This is a genomic window from Paracoccus sp. J56 (assembly GCF_019633685.1).
Lineage (GTDB): Bacteria > Pseudomonadota > Alphaproteobacteria > Rhodobacterales > Rhodobacteraceae > Paracoccus > Paracoccus kondratievae.
Window position 1 is genome coordinate 88124 of sequence record NZ_JAFL01000011.1, and the last position, 17091, is coordinate 105214.

Below are 17091 nucleotides of genomic sequence, written 5' to 3' on the forward strand. Positions count from 1 at the left end.
CCGGCCCGCGGTCAGGCCGGTTCGTTCTCGCGCCTGAGCGCGGGCAGGCCGACGCCGGTTGCGTCAAAGCCACCATCGACGGCCAGGGTCTGTCCTGACACGAAACTCGCCTTGTCCGAGCATAGAAAGACGATGGCTTCTGCGATCTCACGCGCCTCGCCATAGCGGTTCAGCGGGATGGCGTCGTAATAGGCCGAGATGATTTCGGGCGCATGGACGGCGGCAGCCAGCTTGGTCTTGACCGGGCCGGGTGCCACACAATTGACGCGGATGCCCTGTTCGCCCAGCTCGGCGGCGAATTGCTTGGTCAGGTGGATCACCGCCGCCTTGGAGGTGCCGTATGCTACCCGCAGGGTCGAGGCGCGCAGGCCCGAGATCGAGGCGATATTGACGATTGCCCCACGCGTCTTGGCCAGTTCCGGCACTGCCGCCTGGGTGCACAGAAAGACGCCGTCAAGGTTTGTCGACATCACCTCGCGCCATTCCTCGAAACTGGTGCGGCCGACGCGCGAAAACAGCGCGACCCCGGCATTGTTCACCAGCGCATCAATGCGGCCGAATGCGGCGGTTGTCTCGGCCACCATGCGCTCGACATCCTTGGGAATCGAGACATCGGCCTCGACCGCCAGCACGTTTTCCATACCATCCGCGACCCGGTGCAGCTCTTCGGTGTCACGATCGACCATGGCCACGCGCCAGCCCTGTTCAAGAAAGATCTCGGTGGCGGCAAGGCCGATGCCCCGGCAACCCCCGGTGACGATAGCGGTTTTCATGATGGGTCCTCTGTCGGTTCGATGATGAGTTCCAGCGTGACGCCCACAGGGTTCGGGCCACGTTCCAGCACGCCTCGGGCGATATGGCCGTGGATATCCACGACCTCAATCGGGATATGCGCGGTGCCCCGGATCAGCCGGGCGTCGTCAAAACGCAGTTCGGTGGCAAGGCAGTCCATACGCTGCCCGTCCGAAAAGCGGATGTGGTCGATACTGCCGACGGCATGCAGCCTTGCCGAGCTGATGCCATGCCTGGCGGCGAGGGTTTCGATGGCGGTGACTACGTCCTCGCCCGGGCGGATGCGGGCGAAAAGGGCGGCGCCATCCTCGCCCCCCTCAGGCGTGAACAGGGTAAAGGCGGTCTCGGGGTCAGGCAGGGCCTCGAACCATGTGCCGGGGGCGCCAAGTCCTTCGACCGTGACGTCCTCGGCAATGACCGAGTCAAAGGGCAAAAGGTGCCCCATGGCCGTTTCGCGCCCATCCGACCAGATGCCGTGGCAATGCAGAAAGGGCGCGCCCTCTTTCCAGCCGACGGTGGCGGTGGCGCTGCGGATTGTCCAGCGGCCCGGCGGGGCGTGCGTCTCGGAATACCACGCCGCATGCAGCCCGTCGGTGGACAGGTCGGGCAGCACATAACGCATCGGCCCGCAGCAAAGCCCGGCAAGCGACAACACCCCGCCCTTGCAGCCGCAAGAGGCGAACAGATCGCCCACCGCCTGCATGACCGTCTGACCCGCGCGCAGCCGCCCCCTGACAGGGCGCAACACGGCGCGCCGCACCTCGGCGCGGCTTGTGGCGCGCGGGCCGGGATGGACCATCCGCGTGTCGGGGCTCATGCCGGTGCTTTCTCCAGCAGGCCGCGGGCCTCAAGCTCTTCGCGGATCATCTTTTTGGTGATCTTGCCATAGGCCGATTTCGGCAGCGCGTCCCAGAACAGAAAGCGTTTGGGAAGTTTGTAGCGCGAGACCCTGGGCCCAAGATATTCGGTCAGCTCTGCTTCGCTGACCGGAGCGTGGGCAACGCAGACCGCCCAGCCGACCTCACCCCACAGCGGGTCGGGGATGCCAAGCACCGCGACCTCAGAGATGGCGGGGTGGGTCAGGATCTTTTCCTCGATCTCGCGCGGGTAAACGTTTGAGCCGCCCGAGATGAACATGTCGGATTCGCGTCCGGTGATATAGACAAAGCCCGCCTCGTCCATATGGCCAAGGTCCCCGGTGCGGAACCAGCCGTTGCGAAAGGATTTCGCATTGGCCTGTGGGTTCTGGTAATAGCCGGCAAAGACGGCGGGGCCGATCACGCAAATCTCTCCGGTCTGGCCGGGCGGCAGTTCGCGGCCCTGATCGTCCTGTATCTGGATCTCGATCCCGGTGCGGGCATGGCCACAGGTACCGATGCGGACGTTTGGACCTTCCCCGGTTTCGTGCAGATGGGCGGGCAGGACGGTGATTGCGCCGGTACATTCGCCCAGCCCGTAATATTGCACCAGCACCTTGCCAAGCGTGTCCAGCGCTTTTTGCTGATCGACCCGGTACATAGGCGCGCCAGCATAGATCACATAGCGCAGCGATGAGGTATCGGCCCCGGCTGTCGCCGGATGTTCGACCAGCAGTTTAAGGATCGTCGGCACCGTAAACATGGTCGAGACACGCCATTCCCGCACCAGATCCCAGACCTGCGCGACATCGAAACGTTCGGACGGCAAAAGCACGGTCTTGACCCCCCGTGCCACCTGCGTCAGCTGATGGACCCCCGCGCCATGGGACAGCGGCGCGACGACCAGTGAGGCATCGTCGCCCGTCAGCCCGGGCATCAGGTCAGCAAGATGGTTTGTAACGACAAAGGCCATTTGCCCGTGGGTCAGGACCGAGGCTTTGGGCCGTCCCGTCGTTCCCGAGGTAAAGAAGAACCAGCACGGGTCGTCGCGATCCACCACCGCGACTTCGGGGCGCTGGCCCAGATGCGCCTCGGTGATATCCTGCACCGAGGGGCCAAAGTCCGCCTGACCAAAGACCAGCGTCGTTACCCCGCAGGCGGCGGCGTGATCGGGAAAGCCCGCGTTGCAGAACATCAGTGCCGTGCCCGAGGATTGTGTCAGATAGGCCACCTCTTCGGGCGTCTGGCGAAAGTTCGCGGGCACCCAGACGCCACCGGCGCGCCAGACCGCGAACATGGCCTGCATCATCTCCATGCAGTTCTGCGACTGGCACATGACCCGGTCGCCCTTTTGCAGGCCAAAGCGGGTTTGCAGCGCGTGGGCAAGGGCGTCGGCGCGGGCTTCGAACTCGCGCCAGCTCCAGCGCGCATCGCCCATGACCAGCGCGACGCCGTCAGGGTCCCGCCGTGCTGCCTGGGTCAGAAAAGTGGCAAGGTTCATCACCCGGGTCGAGACCGGGTTCAGGCCGCCGATGGGTTCGGTCATTTCATCCGCTCCAGAATCGAGCAATAGCTGGCGACTGCTGCGCCGCCCATGTTGAATACCCCGCCGAGTGTGGCGCCCGGCACCTGCATTTCGCCAGAATCACCGCAAAGCTGCATGGCGACCATGACATGTTGCGAGACGCCGGTTGCGCCGATCGGATGGCCGCGCGACTTGAGCCCGCCCGAGGGGTTCACCGGCAACGCGCCGTCAAAGCGGGTCACGCCGTCGCGGATGACGCGCCAGCCCTGACCGGGTTCGGCCAGGCCCATGGCCTCGTATTCGATCATCTCGGCGGTGGTGAAACAGTCATGGGTCTCGACCAGCGCCAGATCCATGATACCAAGCCCGGCTTGTTCAAGCGCCGCTGCCCATGCCCGGCGCGGGCCGTCAAAGGCGATGGGGTCGCGCCGCGACAGCACCAGCAGATCGCCCGCCTGCGCCCGGGCGCGAAAGCGGATGGCGCGTTGCAGATCGGCCGCCACATCGGGCGCGGCCAGCACCAGCGCCGCAGCCCCGTCCGAGACGAGTGAACAATCCGTGCGCCGCAGCGGTCCCGCCACCCGCGGGTTCTTGTCCGAGACAGTGTTGCAGAAAGCGACGTCAAAGGGCTTTTGCATATGCGCATAAGGGTTGCGCATACCGTTTTCGTGGTTCTTTGCGGCGATCATCGCCAGCTCTTCCGAGCGGTCGCCGTGGCGTTGGAAATAGGTGTCGGTGATGCGGCCAAAAACGCCTGCAAATCCGCCGGGGATGTCGCCCTCTTCCGGGACGTAGCTTGCTGACAAAAGGATGTCGCCGACCTGATCTCCGGGGGTCGCGCTCATTTTTTCGGCGCCGATCACCAGCGCGACCTTGCCACGCCCCGAGGCGATGAAATCCGCAGCCGAGTAAAGCGCGGCCGAGCCGGTGGCACAGGCGTTTTCGGTGCGCATAAAGGGTACGCCCGCCAGTTCGGGGGTACCCATGGCGACCAGAGCGCCCTGAAAATCCTGCCGCGAGAAGCCGTTGTTATAGACCCCGACGAAAATGCCATCGACGGCCTCGGGGCCAAGCCCGGCGTGGTCCAGCGCCGGGCGCGCAACTTCGGCCATCAGGGCCATGGTGTCGGGCGCTTCGGCCTTGCCGAATTTCGTATGCGCCCAGCCGACGATCAGCGGATCCGTCATGCGATGTTCCTTTCGGGTTGCGTCTCAAGCGCGGCGAGACGGGTTTCGGTCAGCCGCGCTTCGTGGTGCAGCATGGCTGTCAGTTCGGCCTGACGGGCCTCGCCCATGCGGCTGTCGATTGCAGCGATGGACAGCGCACCCGCCGGGCGGCCATCGGGCCACAGGATTGCAACGCCCAGGCCCCACGATCCCGGCACGACCCGACCGGGGTTCAGCGCATGGCCGCTGGCCCGCGCGCGCGCCAGATCCTCGATAAGTGCCGGGGCAAGGCCGGGGGCCATCGCCTCGGTCAGCGGGGCCGTACGCTGTAGCAGCGCATCCGCCTCGGCCACCGGCAGGGCGGCAAGGATCGCCAGCGCCCCTGCGCCGACGCCCGCTGGTTTGCGGTCGCCGCGCATCAGAGCATGGGTCCGGACCGGGAAGTCGCCCTCGATCCGCTCAAGGCAAAGCGTGTGGTCGCCCTGTGGCACGGTCAGCAGCACCGTATCGCCAGTGTCGCGCGCCAGCCGCAGCATGGAGTCGCGCGCGTGATGCAGGATGCCGTGCCGCTCGGCCGCGAATGAGGCCAGCAGATACGCTTCGGGACCAAGATGATAGCGGCGGGTGTGGCGGTCCTGCTCGACCATGCGCGCCTCGGTCAGCGCCAGCAGCAGCCGCCGTGCTGTCGGTCGCGCAAGCCCGGTTGCAGCGGCAAGCTGAGCCAGCCCCGATCCCGCGCTGCCACCCCTGCCGACCAGCGACAGCAGCGACAGCGCCCGCGCCACCGCCTGCGCGCCGCCGCCGGCGGGCTCAGGCGCAGGGGGTGCGGGGGATGGGGCGGGCTGTCCGGTCATGTCAGGCGAGCTTGCGGCCGATGGCGGTCTCAAGGATCTCCCACGCCTCGTCGCCGTAGGTCTTTTTCCATTCGGTATAGAAGCCCGCCTCGCGCAGCTTGTCCTCAAATGGTTTGGGATCGACGTCGTTAAAGACAAAGCCCTGTCCCTCAAGCTCGCCACGCAGTGAGGCGTTCAGCTCCATCACGTCGGCGCGTTGCCGTTCGGCGGCGGCGTTGAAGTTCTTGGCGACGATCTGTTGGGCTTCCTCGGGCAGGGCGGCCCAGGCACGGCGGTTGCCAAGCAGCCAGAACCCGTCCCACATATGGTTGGTCATGGACAGGTATTTCTGCACCTCCCACAGCTTGGCGACCTTCATGATCGCCAGCGGGTTTTCCTGACCATCGACGATGCCGGTTTGCAGTGCGGTATAGACCTCGGCAAAGTTGATCGAGGCCGGAGCCGCCCCAAAGGCCGAAAAGAGCGAGGTCCACAGCGGGCTGACCGGCACGCGGATCTTGAAGCCCTGAAGATCCTCGGGCGAGGTGATCGGCTTGGTCGAGGAGGTGGTCTGGCGGAAGCCGTTGTCCCAGATCCTGTCCATCACGACAAGGCCCGCGGCCTCGATCTGTCCGCGCTCATAGGCACCCAGCTCGCCGTCCATCGCCTTCCAGACCGTGTCGTAATCCGGGAAGGCAAAGCCCACACCGTTGATCGAGGCGTTCGGCACCAGCGTCGAAAGGATGATCGGCGACAGCTGGAAGAACTCGACCCCGCCCGAGCGCAGCTGACCCAGCACATCGGTATCGGCGCCAAGCTGGTTGGACGGAAAGATCTGGATGTCCACAGCGCCCGAGGTTTCCTCAAGGATCGCCTTGACCGCCTCGATCAGCCGGACGTTGCTTGGGTGTTCTAGCGGTTGGTTATTGGCGATCTTGTAGCTGAATTCGGCGGCGCGGGCTGCGCCGGTGCGGATAAAGGGCGCGGCCAGCGCCCCGGCGGCGGCCCCCATCAGGACGCTGCGACGGTTGATTTTCATGGTTTCCTCCTCCCCGAGGTTGTTTGGATCATAGCAATGCGGTCGAGAACCAGGGCACGGCAGCGATGGCCAGAAGGCCGATCATCAGCGCCGCAAGATAGGGCCAGATCCGGCGCATGACCTGATCGGCGGGCACATTGGCGATCTTGCAGGCGATGTAGAAGCCGATGCCGATGGGCGGTGCCATCAGGCCGATGTTCATGGCCGTGACGATGACCATGGCGTAATGGATGTCGTGAATGCCAAGCCCTCGGGCGATGGGGAACATGATCGGCGCCAGCAGCACGATGGCCGGCAGCCCTTCCAGCACGCAGCCAAGGATCAGAAAGATCGCGATCGAGGCCAGCATGAACACGACCCAGCCGCCCGGCAGACCGGTAACCACGGTCATCAGGTCGCGGGCAAAGCCCGATTGTGTCAGCGCCCAGGCCATGGCCGAGGCTGCACCAAGGATCAGCAGGATTGCACCCGACATGGCGGCAGTCTCGACCAGCATCGCGCCCACGCGGCGCAGCGGGATGCCGCCGTAAAGCACGACCCCGATGATAAAGGCATAGACGACTGCGATGGCCGATACCTCGGTCGCTGTCGCAACGCCGCTGGCAACAAGACTGCGGATCATGAAGGGCAGGACCAAAGCCGGGGCAGCAATCAGCAGCGCCCTGCCGATCAGCACCGGGGTTGCGCGTTTGACGCCCGACATATCCTCGCCCCGGGCTTTCCAGCGCGCAAGCACGGCAAGCACCACCAGCAGCACCATGGCGATGACAAAGCCCGAGGTGAACAGCCCCGCAATCGACACCCCCGCGACCGAGCCAAGCACGATCAGCACGATCGAAGGCGGGACCGTGTCGGCCATGGCTGCGCCAGTCGCCAGCAGCGCCGTCATCTCGGGCGCGGAATGGCCGCGGCGGCGCATTTCGGGAAACAGCGCCGGGGCAACCGTCGCCATGTCCGAGACCTTTGAACCCGAGATCCCCGATACAAGAAACATCGAGCCGAGCAGCACATAGCTCATCCCCGCCTTCACATGGCCAAGCAGCGAGGCAAGAAAGTTCACGATGGCCTTGCCCATGCCGGTTGCATCAAGAATGCAGCCCAACAGAACAAAGACCGGGACCGACAGCAGGATCAGCGAGGACATGCCTTCGTCGATGCGGCCCATCATCACAAAGATCGGCGCGTGGCTGGCAAATGTCAGATAGGCAAGCGTTCCCAGCGCAAAGCAGAACGCAATGGGCACCCCTATGCACAGCAGCACCGCGACCAGCAGCCCCAGCCAGATCGGCAGGTTCCAGTTGCCCAGCGACAAAAGGGCAGGGCGTGCATACCACAGCACCGCGACTGCCGCCGCCGTTACGATCAGCGTGGCCCCGATTATCCGCCATTCACGGGTGCGCAGCACCGCAAGCAGCGACAGAAATGTCATCAGCCCGATCCCGGCAGGCAGGGCCGAGGCGCGCCATGACATCGGCAGCCCCAGCGCGGGAGAGCGGACAAAGCTTTCCTCATAGGCATATTCCACCGCTACCGGCAAAAGCCGCAGCAGCAGGATGCAGACCAGAACCTGCCCCACGATCTCGGCCACGCGTGCCACCCGTCCGGGCAGCAGCGGCAGGAATACGGTCAGCCGCATATGCTCGTGCCGGTCCACCGCCAGAGCCGCGCCCAGCATCGCCATCCAGATGAAACTGATCGAGGCGACCTCATCCCCCCAGATCAGCGGCTTTGTCAGCACATAGCGAAAAAAGACATTGGCCAGCACGGTGACCATCATCACCACCAAAAGGCCGGCAGCGATGATTTCAACCGGGCGCATCCAACGCTCGGCGCGCTTTGGCTCGGCCAGCGCCTCGATACCGCCTAGGGCCAACTCTCCCTCGGGCTGGGTGTCGGTCAGTTGCATCTTGTCCCTCCCATGGCGGCGGGGGCCTCCCCTCCCCTGACACCGATCCACCATATGGACGCGGTAGCCGCCTTGTCTGATGCAGATTTCTGAACGATTCTTGCCGGAACGCAAGGGAAATTCTGCACCCGGATTTGTAAAAGCAAGGTTCCGCGCGCTTATCATTCCATGATGTAGAATAATCGGTCAGCGCAGGACGCGGCGCAGCCCCTCTTGCACCTTCAGCAGGGGCGGCAGGTACAGCGCGGCCATTTCCTGCGCCGAGGCATGGACCGCAGCCACGCCGGTGTTCAGTGCCGCGACCACCCGGCCATGAATATTGTACAGCGGCACGGCAAGCGAGCGCAGCCCCAGCTCGACCTCCTGATCGTTAAGCGAATGGCCCTCGGCCCGGACCTGACCAAGACGGGCCATAATCTCAGCCGGCGCGGTCAGGCTAAAGGGTGTGCGCGGGGTCAGGTCAGAACGTTCGATAATGGCGCGGGCCTCGGGCTCGGGCAGGGCGGCCAACAGCACCCGCCCCATTGAGGTGCAATGCGCCGGCAGGCGCGAGCCCGGCATCAGCCCGATCGACATGACCCGTCGCTGTGCTGCACGGGCAAGATAGACGATCTCGGTATCGTCGAGGATCGAGACCGAGGTGCTTTGGCCGATCTGTTCGGACAATTGGTCAAGCCAGGGCTGCACCAGTTGCGCCAGTGGAATTGCCGCCATTGCTCCCATGCCAAGACGCAGGACACGCGGGGTCAGGGTAAAGAATTTGCCGTCGTAATCGGCGTAGCCAAGCTCGTGCAGGGTCAAAAGACAGCGCCGCGCGGTCGCACGGTCAAGGCCGGTCGCCTCGGCGACCTCGGTGATTGAAAGGCGCGGTTGCTCGGCCCGAAAGGCTTCGATCACCTTCAGCCCCTTGGCAAGCGAGGCGATAAAGTCAGTTTTGTTCACCATGCGCACAGGATTTTCCACAATTTGAACAAATGTCAACATCCGCACGGAATCTCTGGCCCGCCGGTGGCTCTATGGGCAACAACCTGTCCGTACCTGCAGAAGAGGACACATGGACAAACGCATCCCCAGTCTGGCCGAGGCGGTTGCCGACATCCCGGACGGCGCAACAGTGATGATCGGCGGTTTCGGCGGCTCGGGCGCGCCGATCGAGCTGATCCATGCGCTGATTGACCGCTGTCTGGCGACCGGCAGCCCCCGTGACCTGACGGTCATCAACAACAACTCTGGCAACGGCCATGTCGGTATTGCTGCGCTGATCAAGCAGGGAATGGTGCGCAAGATGGTCTGTTCTTTCCCGCGCTCGGCTGATCCGCGTGTCTTTACCGAGAAATACCTTGCCGGAGAGATCGGGCTGGAACTCGTCCCGCAGGGCACGCTGGCCGAACGGATCCGGGCCGGTGGCGCGGGTATTCCGGCTTTTTACACTCTGACCGCCTATGGCACCGATCTGGCGCAGGGCAAGCCGGTCGCAGAGTTCGAGGGCAGGCATTATGTCCAGGAACGCTGGCTCAAGGCCGATGTGGCGTTGATCAAGGCCGAACTTGGCGACCATCACGGCAACCTGACCTATCGCATGGCGGCACGCAATTTCTCGCCCCTGATGGCGATGGCGGCGGCACGAACCATCGTGCAGGTGACACAGGTGGTCGCGCCGGGCGGCATTGATCCTGAACATGTGGTGACGCCGGGCATATTTGTCGATGGCGTCGTCGAAGTCGCAAACCCCGCGCAGGAAGAGGCGCTGAACCGCGCCAATGCGGTCTATCCCGAGGTGCAGGCATGACGACCAGGCTTTCCAACGCCCAGATCGCCTGGCGCGCGGCGCAGGACATCGCTGACGGTGCCTATGTGAACCTGGGCATCGGCTTTCCCGAGATGGTGGCCAGGTTCCAGCCCTCCGGCCGTCAGGCGGTGTTCCATACCGAAAACGGCGTCCTTGGCTTTGGCGAGGCCCCGCCCGCCGGACAAGAGGATTGGGACCTGATCAATGCTGGCAAAAAGGCTATCACCCTTAATCCCGGGGCGGCTTTTTTCCACCATGCCGACAGTTTCGCCATGGTGCGGGGCGGGCATCTGGATGTCGCGATCCTTGGCGCCTATCAGGTGGCGCAGAACGGTGATCTGGCGAACTGGTCCACCGGACCGCGTGGCGTGCCGGCTGTTGGCGGCGCGATGGATCTGGTCCATGGCGCGAAACGTGTCGCCGTCCTGACCGATCACGTCACCAAGGATGGCATGCCAAAACTTGTCGAAAGCTGCACCCTGCCGCTGACCGGGGTTCGCTGCGTGACGCGCGTCTATACCTCGCTTGCTGTGGTTGATATCGAAAATGACCATTTCGTGCTGCGTGAAAAGCTGCCTGCGATCTCGCTGGACGAATTGCAGGCTGTGACCGGCGCGCGCTTGCATGTAGATGGCGAAATCGCCGATCTGATCGTACCGGAGCTTTGAATATGAATGCTGTTTTTATCTGTGACTATATCCGCACGCCGATCGGCCGTTTCGGCGGGGCTTTGTCCTCGGTGCGTGCGGACGATCTTGGCGCGGTTCCCCTGCGCGCATTGATCCAGCGGAACGCCAATGTGGACTGGCAGACGGTGGATGACGTGATCTATGGCTGCGCCAATCAGGCGGGCGAGGATAATCGCAACGTCGCGCGTATGTCAGCGCTGCTTGCCGGTCTGCCCATCGAGGTGCCAGGCACCACCATCAACCGGCTCTGCGGTTCGGGCATGGACGCGGTGCTGGTCGCTGCGCGCCAGATCGCGGCAGGAGAGGCCAGCCTGATGATCGCGGGCGGGGTCGAGTCCATGTCGCGCGCGCCCTTTGTGCTGCCCAAGGCCGAAAGCGCCTTTTCCCGCCATGCCGAGATTCACGATACCACCATCGGCTGGCGCTTCGTGAACCCGGAGATGGATGTGGCGTACGGTACCGATTCCATGCCTCAGACCGGCCAGAACGTCGCCGATGAATTCGGCATCAGCCGCGAGGCGCAGGACGCCATGGCGCTGGGCTCGCAGCAAAAGGCGGCGGCTGCCATCGCCAATGGCCGTCTGGCGCGCGAGATTGCTGCTGTTACGATCCCTCAGCGCCGGGGCGAGCCTGTGGTCGTCGATACCGACGAACACCCCCGTGCCACCACGGCCGAGGCGCTGGCCAAGCTGCGCCCGCTGTTTCCCAATGGTTCGGTCACGGCAGGCAATGCCTCGGGCGTGAACGATGGGGCGGCCGCCCTGATCCTGGCATCTGAGGCGGCGGTCAAGGCCCATGGCCTGACGCCCATCGCCCGGGTGATGGGTGGGGCAACGGCGGGCGTCCCGCCCCGGATCATGGGCATCGGCCCGGTCCCGGCAAGCCGCAAGCTGATGCAGCGGCTGGGCCTGACCCCTGCCGATTTCGACGTCATCGAACTGAACGAAGCGTTTGCCGCCCAGGGCATCGCCACGCTGCGCGAGCTTGGCATCGCCGGGGATGACCCGCGCGTGAACCCCAATGGCGGTGCCATTGCCTTGGGTCACCCGCTGGGCATGTCGGGTGCGCGGATCACCGGCACCGCTGCGCTTGAGCTAGCGCTGAACGGTGGCAAACGCTCGCTTTCGACCATGTGCATCGGTGTGGGTCAGGGCATCGCCATCGCGCTGGAAAGAGTCTGACGTCCCTTTTGTATCCTTGCGCCTGCCCCCCTTGCGGGGCAGGCGTTTTTTTATGAGATGAAGCGCCAGCAGGGTCAGACCCTGCAATGCCGCATCAACCTCAGGCAGAATCGCCCGGCCGCCTCTGTTGCAGCCCCCGCCGGGCCTGTTCTTGGGGTGGAAAATCAGCAATGCCAAAGGCTTCGAGTGTGGTTTTTTGTTGACCAAGCTTAAATGCAATTGTCGCGATCTGGACGTTTTTGCCTCTCAACATGTCGGTTGAGTACTCTTTGCGGCGGGTCTCATGTCACATCTTACCCAGCGTAGGATACTCGCCCAAGCCAACGAATTGTTCGCTGCCACAGAGCAAAAGCCGTATCGGAACAAAGCCATGATCTGGCTGCGTGAAACGCGTGCCGCCTTGTCCACGACCGGGTCATGCGGACCTCCATTTTGTGCGAGAGCCTGACGGCCCCGGCGCATCCCCAGCGCCGGACGCCTTAACGAGTCTTGGAGGAGACTGCGGAGGAGATCGTAAATGCAGACGAAACCCGAAAGGGGAATTAACATTGGCGTCTTCTGGCCGGCCATTGCGGTCGCAGGAGGCTTTGTGATGTGGGGCGTTCTAGGCCCCGACAGCCTGGCCGTGGTCGCCAGGGCCACCCTGAACTGGATCATCCGGGTCTTTGGGTGGAGCTTTGTTATCTCGACGGCCTTCTTTCTGGCCTTCTCGCTGTTTCTGGCCTTCAGCCGCTTTGGCCGCATCAAGCTTGGCCATGATGACGAACAGCCCGAATTCTCGACGCGTTCATGGGTTTGCATGATGTTCAGCGTCGGCATGGGCATCGGGCTGATGTTCTGGGGCGTGGCCGAGCCGATCAGCCATTACGCCAACCCGCCCCATGGCCTTGCCGCGCCGCAGACCAAAGAGGCGGCTCTGGTCGCCATGCAATATGCCTATTTCCATTGGGCGCTGCACCCTTGGGCAATCTATGCGATGGCGGGCCTTGCCATGGCCTATTTCAGCTATCGCCGCGACCTGCCCACGCTGGTGTCGAGCGTCTTTCACCCGCTGCTTGGTGACCGCATCCATGGGCCGGTCGGGCGCATGATCGACGTGCTGGCGATCATCGCCACGCTGTTTGGTACCGCCACCTCGCTGGGGCTTGGCGCGCAGCAGATCAACAGCGGCATGAATTATCTGTGGCAGACCGGAGAATCCCCGGCCATCGCGCTGGCGATCATCGCGGTGCTGTCGGTGCTGTTCATCCTCTCGGCCGTCTCGGGCGTCGGCAAGGGCATCCAGTTTCTCAGCAACATGAACATGGTCATCGCGGTGGTGCTGTTGCTGTTTCTGGCGCTGCTGGGTCCGACGGTCTTTATCCTCGACACGCTGATCGAGTCGCTGGGCTATTATTTCAGCGATCTGATCTCGATGTCGTTCCGCACCTCGGCCTTTAGCGACAGCAAATGGCTGGCAAGCTGGACGATCTTTTACTGGGCATGGTGGATTTCATGGGCCCCCTTTGTCGGCGTGTTCATTGCCCGCATTTCGCGTGGGCGCACGATCCGTGAATTCGTCGTAGGCGTTCTGTTGATCCCCAGTGCGGTGACCTTTGTCTGGTTCACCGTCATGGGGGGCAGCGCGCTGTTCTCTGAGATCAGCGGCCCCGGCGGGCTGGTCGGGGCGATTGCCGAAAAGGGCGAGGCCGTGTCGCTGTTTGCGATGCTGGAGCAATATCCGATGGCCGGGCTTACCTCGGTCGTGGCGATGTTCCTGGTCGCGATCTTTTTCGTCTCGGGGGCGGATGCGGCCTCGGTCGTGATGGGGATGCTGTCCAGTTACGGCACCACCCATCCGCGCGCCGGCATCGTCGTGCTGTGGGGCGTGCTTGCGGGCGCCTCGGCCTCGGTTCTGCTGGTGATGGGCGGGCTTGACGGGTTGCAAACCGCCTCGATCATTGCCGCTGCGCCCTTCCTTGTCGTGATGGTCGGGCTATGCGCCTCGCTGTGGAAGGGGCTGCTGGACGATATCGAGGTTCACGGCCATTTCGAGGAAATCGACCCGCATACCGGTGGCCTCAAAGAGCGCTCGCGTTGAAGTCCCCGCCAGCTGTCCCGGTTCGCCGGGGCGGCACCTGACCGGCCCCGGCATTGGACCGGGGCCGGTTCTTTATTTTTTACCGGCCGGTGATACCTTCGATCGGCGGCGGGGGTACGGGACGGGTTACAAAGGCACTTTTGCGCTTTTCGTAAAAGGCGTTGCCCCCTGTCACCAGCACGTAATGCATGTTGTCATAGGAAAAGCGGTGCCCGGCCGTGTGAAAGAACGTGGCGTCCCCGATCAGCGGATGGCGTTCGCCGCGCATGACCGAGCGGGCGGCCTCTTTGATCTTGGGCATCTCTCGTGGGTTCATCTTGCGGGTCATGATGCCACGGGCGAACTGACCCTTTTGCCCGACGACGCCGCAGACCGAGTTCGGGAATTTGTCCGACCGCACCCGGTTCATCACCACGCTGCCAACCGCGATCATGCCGTCCCGGCTTGAGCGGTTGGATTCGAAATACATGGCGCGCTCCATGCACTCCAGTTCGCTGTGGCGACGGAACCCCGAACAGCCGCTCAATACGAGCAGCGCCGAGGCCACGGCGATGCCAAGCCGCAATGTCCTGCGCGGAAATTTCATGTACTGCCCCTTCTGCTGCCTGCAGAGTTTTGTTGTCATTGCAGCCATGATTATTAGCAGCAGAGGGGGTGTTTCATCAACATGTCGCCCCTGCAACGCCATGGCCGGGCGCCTGCTGGCCCTATTTTTTCTAATGCCAGGGGCCTGAATATTCTCCTTTGCCGGGCTGTCCGGCGGGGCCTTATCAAGCAGCCATCCTACAGGAAAAATGGAGGCCGCGACATGACGCCCCGGATGGTGCTGGAAGGTATCTACACGCCGCTGATCACCCCGTTTCACGCCGATGGCTCGATCGACTATGACGCGCTGGCTGATCTGGTCGAGCGGCTGGTTGCGGCGGGGGTACACGGCCTGATCTCGGGCGGCTCTACCGGCGAGAACTATGCCGAGACCGTCGAAGAGCGACTGGATCTTGCGCGCTTTATCCTTGAGCGCGCGGCGGGTCGCCTGCCGGTCCTTGTCGGCACCGGTGCCATGCGCACGCCCGACTCGATTGCGCTGGCGCAGGGCGCGCGTCAGATGGGGGCGGACGGGCTGCTGCTGGGCACGCCGCCTTATTCGGTCCCGACCGAGCGTGAGAATGCGCTGAATGCGCTTGCCATTGACCGGGCGGCGGATCTGCCGATCGTGCTTTACAACTATCCCGGCCGCATGGGCGTCGAGATGGGACGCGAGTTTCTTGATCGTGTCGGGCGTTCGCGCAACGTCATTGGCATCAAGGAAAGTTCTGGCGATATCAACCGGCTGCATCTGCTGGCGCGCGATTATCCGCATATCCAGCTGTCCTGCGGCATGGATGATCAGGCGCTGGAATTCTTTGCATGGGGTGCGCGCAGCTGGATCTGCGCCGGCTCGAACTTCCTGCCCGAAGAGCATGTCGCGCTGTACGAAGCATGCGTCGTCCGGGGGGATTTCACCCGTGGCCGCCAGATCATGTCGGCGATGCTGCCGCTCATGCGCGTGCTCGAACAGGGCGGCAAATTCATCCAATGCGTCAAACATGGGGTCGAGACGACCGGCCTGCGTGCTGGCACGATGCGCCCGCCGCTGAAGGGGCTGAACAAGGATGAAAAGCGCGCTCTGGAACAGGTGATCCGCTCACTGAAAACCACTGTCAAGGCGATCACGGAGGGAAACTGAGATGACCGGTCTGCTGACCAATCAGGAATATAAGGCTATCGCCGGGGCGCTGAGCCTGCCGCAGAACGCCTTTATCGACGGCACTTTCCGGCCGGCCATCTCGGGCCGGACCTTTGCCACCGTGAACCCCGCGACCGGCGAGACCTTGACCGAGGTTGCCGCCTGTGGTGCCGAGGATGTTGATCTGGCTGTGCAAAAGGCCCGCGAGGCTTTCGAGGATGGCCGCTGGTCACGCCTGCATCCCGGCGCGCGCAAAGAGATTCTGCTGCGTCTTGCCCGCCTGATCGGGCGTAACGCGCGCGAACTGGCGGTGATGGAAAGCATCGACAGCGGCAAGACAATCTATGACTGCGAAACGGTGGACGTGCCCGAAACGATCCATGTCATCCGCTGGCATGCCGAGCTGATCGATAAGATTTATGATCAGGTCGCGCCGGCTTCGGACGATCATATCGCCATGATCGTGCGTGAGCCGGTGGGTGTGGTCGGATTGGTTCTGCCCTGGAACTTTCCGCTGCTGATGCTGGCGTGGAAGATCGGCCCGGCGCTGGCTGCCGGTTGTTCGGTCGTGGTCAAACCTGCTGCCGAGACCACGCTGACCGCGCTGCGTGTTGCGGAACTGGCGGTCGAGGCCGGGTTGCCGCGTGGCGTGCTGAACGTTGTGACCGGCAGTGGTGCCGATGTGGGCGAGCCGTTGGGCCGCCACCCGGATGTGGATATGGTCAGCTTTACCGGCTCGACCGTGACCGGGCGGCGGTTCCTGCACTATTCGGCCGATAGCAACCTGAAAGAGGTGGTGCTTGAGCTGGGTGGCAAGAACCCCTGTATCGTGCTGGATGATGCCGAAGATCTGGATGCGGTTGCTGCCCATGTCGTCAACGGGGCTTTCTGGAACATGGGCCAGAACTGCTCGGCCGCCTCGCGTCTGATCGTTCAGCGCGGCATCCGTGACCGGCTGCTTGAGCGGGTGCGCGCCCATGCCCGTGAATGGATCGTGGGCGATCCCCTTGATCCGCAGGTACGGGTAGGTGCGCTGGTCAGCCCGGCGCATTTTGGCAAGGTCAGCGCCTATCTGGAGGCAGCCGGGCAGGAAACCATTCTGATGGGCGGCAAGATCGTGGCTGATGGCTTCATCGAACCGACCATCGTCGAGGCTCCGCGTGATTCCAGACTGGCGGCAGAAGAGATCTTTGGCCCGATCCTGACGGTTATAACCGTGGACAGTTTTGAGGAAGCCATAGCCGTCGCGAACGACACGGATTACGGGCTCGCCGCCTCGATCTTTACTGCCAATGGCAAGCGGGCGCTGCGTGGGGCGCGGATGCTGCGCGCGGGTACCGTGACGGTGAACAGCTTTGGCGAGGGCGACATCTCGACTCCCTTTGGCGGCTACAAGCAGTCGGGTTTTGGTGGACGTGACAACTCGATCCACGCCCATGACCAGTACACCCAGCTTAAGACGATCTGGCTGGACCTGACCGATCACGCCGATACGGCCCTTGACTAGG

The 17091-nt window shown here is 63.5% G+C and carries 15 protein-coding genes; 6 read left to right on the top strand and 9 right to left on the bottom strand.

Features of this window, described 5'->3' with window-relative positions; translation table 11 throughout:
* Positions 1–11 precede the first annotated feature (11 nt).
* The 8 genes from M511_RS10130 to M511_RS10165 form a co-directional block, all read right to left on the bottom strand.
* Positions 12–773 carry an SDR family NAD(P)-dependent oxidoreductase gene (locus M511_RS10130; RefSeq protein WP_010394615.1) on the bottom strand — a complete coding sequence of 254 codons (762 nt, stop codon included), beginning with the start codon at positions 771–773 and terminating at the stop codon, positions 12–14.
* Entirely contained in the window at positions 770–1609 is an 840-nt protein-coding gene (locus M511_RS10135) for a PCC domain-containing protein (RefSeq protein ID WP_085502114.1), read from the bottom strand. The genes M511_RS10130 and M511_RS10135 overlap by 4 nt, the downstream gene beginning before the upstream one ends.
* Complete coding sequence (locus tag M511_RS10140; RefSeq protein WP_085502115.1) at positions 1606–3195, bottom strand: acyl-CoA synthetase; 1590 nt, start codon at positions 3193–3195, stop codon at positions 1606–1608. Before M511_RS10140 ends, M511_RS10135 begins: the two co-directional genes overlap by 4 nt.
* Positions 3192–4361 carry an acetyl-CoA acetyltransferase gene (locus tag M511_RS10145; RefSeq protein WP_085502116.1) on the bottom strand — a complete coding sequence of 390 codons (1170 nt, stop codon included), beginning with the start codon at positions 4359–4361 and terminating at the stop codon, positions 3192–3194. The genes M511_RS10140 and M511_RS10145 overlap by 4 nt, the downstream gene beginning before the upstream one ends.
* Positions 4358–5194, bottom strand: a complete 837-nt coding sequence (locus tag M511_RS10150) for an IclR family transcriptional regulator (protein ID WP_085502117.1) — start codon at positions 5192–5194, stop codon at positions 4358–4360. Before M511_RS10150 ends, M511_RS10145 begins: the two co-directional genes overlap by 4 nt.
* A gap of 1 nt (position 5195) precedes the next feature.
* Positions 5196–6212 (bottom strand): TRAP transporter substrate-binding protein, encoded by a 1017-nt coding sequence (locus M511_RS10155; RefSeq protein WP_085502118.1) that lies wholly within the window; start codon positions 6210–6212, stop codon positions 5196–5198.
* Between the two features lie 28 nt (positions 6213–6240).
* The gene (locus tag M511_RS10160) at positions 6241–8118 is read right to left on the bottom strand and encodes a TRAP transporter large permease (protein WP_010394603.1); all 1878 of its coding nucleotides are present in this window, start codon (positions 8116–8118) and stop codon (positions 6241–6243) included.
* A gap of 186 nt (positions 8119–8304) precedes the next feature.
* A complete protein-coding gene (locus tag M511_RS10165) occupies positions 8305–9063 on the bottom strand; it encodes an IclR family transcriptional regulator domain-containing protein (RefSeq protein ID WP_029371704.1) in 759 nt (252 codons plus the stop codon).
* Between the two features lie 109 nt (positions 9064–9172).
* Here M511_RS10165 and M511_RS10170 point away from each other — a divergent pair, with 109 nt between their 5' ends.
* The 4 genes from M511_RS10170 to M511_RS10185 all read left to right on the top strand — a co-directional run bounded on the left by M511_RS10170 (position 9173) and on the right by M511_RS10185 (position 13857).
* Entirely contained in the window at positions 9173–9907 is a 735-nt protein-coding gene (locus M511_RS10170; RefSeq protein ID WP_085502119.1) for a 3-oxoacid CoA-transferase subunit A, read from the top strand.
* On the top strand, positions 9904–10575 hold the full coding sequence (locus M511_RS10175) for a 3-oxoacid CoA-transferase subunit B (protein ID WP_085502120.1): 672 nt from the start codon (positions 9904–9906) through the stop codon (positions 10573–10575). The genes M511_RS10170 and M511_RS10175 overlap by 4 nt, the downstream gene beginning before the upstream one ends.
* Positions 10576–10577: 2 nt before the next feature.
* On the top strand, positions 10578–11777 hold the full coding sequence (gene pcaF, locus M511_RS10180; RefSeq protein WP_010394594.1) for a 3-oxoadipyl-CoA thiolase: 1200 nt from the start codon (positions 10578–10580) through the stop codon (positions 11775–11777).
* A 517-nt stretch (positions 11778–12294) separates the two neighbouring features.
* Positions 12295–13857 (top strand): BCCT family transporter, encoded by a 1563-nt coding sequence (locus tag M511_RS10185; protein ID WP_010394588.1) that lies wholly within the window; start codon positions 12295–12297, stop codon positions 13855–13857.
* 79 nt (positions 13858–13936) lie between these two features.
* Here M511_RS10185 and M511_RS10190 read toward each other — a convergent pair whose 3' ends face one another.
* Entirely contained in the window at positions 13937–14443 is a 507-nt protein-coding gene (locus M511_RS10190) for a cell wall hydrolase (RefSeq protein ID WP_085502121.1), read from the bottom strand.
* Between the two features lie 222 nt (positions 14444–14665).
* Here M511_RS10190 and M511_RS10195 point away from each other — a divergent pair, with 222 nt between their 5' ends.
* Both M511_RS10195 and M511_RS10200 read left to right on the top strand, forming a co-directional pair.
* Positions 14666–15583 carry a dihydrodipicolinate synthase family protein gene (locus M511_RS10195; protein WP_441339020.1) on the top strand — a complete coding sequence of 306 codons (918 nt, stop codon included), beginning with the start codon at positions 14666–14668 and terminating at the stop codon, positions 15581–15583.
* A gap of 1 nt (position 15584) precedes the next feature.
* Positions 15585–17090 (top strand): aldehyde dehydrogenase, encoded by a 1506-nt coding sequence (locus M511_RS10200; protein ID WP_085502123.1) that lies wholly within the window; start codon positions 15585–15587, stop codon positions 17088–17090.
* Position 17091: the final 1 nt, after the last annotated feature.

Coding starts and splice junctions, on each gene's coding strand:
- M511_RS10130 (WP_010394615.1), bottom strand. CDS start 773: ATGAAAACCGCTATCGTCACCGGGGGTTGCCGGGGCATCGGCCTTGCC.
- M511_RS10135 (WP_085502114.1), bottom strand. CDS start 1,609: ATGAGCCCCGACACGCGGATGGTCCATCCCGGCCCGCGCGCCACAAGC.
- M511_RS10140 (WP_085502115.1), bottom strand. CDS start 3,195: ATGACCGAACCCATCGGCGGCCTGAACCCGGTCTCGACCCGGGTGATG.
- M511_RS10145 (WP_085502116.1), bottom strand. CDS start 4,361: ATGACGGATCCGCTGATCGTCGGCTGGGCGCATACGAAATTCGGCAAG.
- M511_RS10150 (WP_085502117.1), bottom strand. CDS start 5,194: ATGACCGGACAGCCCGCCCCATCCCCCGCACCCCCTGCGCCTGAGCCC.
- M511_RS10155 (WP_085502118.1), bottom strand. CDS start 6,212: ATGAAAATCAACCGTCGCAGCGTCCTGATGGGGGCCGCCGCCGGGGCG.
- M511_RS10160 (WP_010394603.1), bottom strand. CDS start 8,118: ATGCAACTGACCGACACCCAGCCCGAGGGAGAGTTGGCCCTAGGCGGT.
- M511_RS10165 (WP_029371704.1), bottom strand. CDS start 9,063: ATGGTGAACAAAACTGACTTTATCGCCTCGCTTGCCAAGGGGCTGAAG.
- M511_RS10170 (WP_085502119.1), top strand. CDS start 9,173: ATGGACAAACGCATCCCCAGTCTGGCCGAGGCGGTTGCCGACATCCCG.
- M511_RS10175 (WP_085502120.1), top strand. CDS start 9,904: ATGACGACCAGGCTTTCCAACGCCCAGATCGCCTGGCGCGCGGCGCAG.
- pcaF (WP_010394594.1), top strand. CDS start 10,578: ATGAATGCTGTTTTTATCTGTGACTATATCCGCACGCCGATCGGCCGT.
- M511_RS10185 (WP_010394588.1), top strand. CDS start 12,295: ATGCAGACGAAACCCGAAAGGGGAATTAACATTGGCGTCTTCTGGCCG.
- M511_RS10190 (WP_085502121.1), bottom strand. CDS start 14,443: ATGAAATTTCCGCGCAGGACATTGCGGCTTGGCATCGCCGTGGCCTCG.
- M511_RS10195 (WP_441339020.1), top strand. CDS start 14,666: ATGACGCCCCGGATGGTGCTGGAAGGTATCTACACGCCGCTGATCACC.
- M511_RS10200 (WP_085502123.1), top strand. CDS start 15,585: ATGACCGGTCTGCTGACCAATCAGGAATATAAGGCTATCGCCGGGGCG.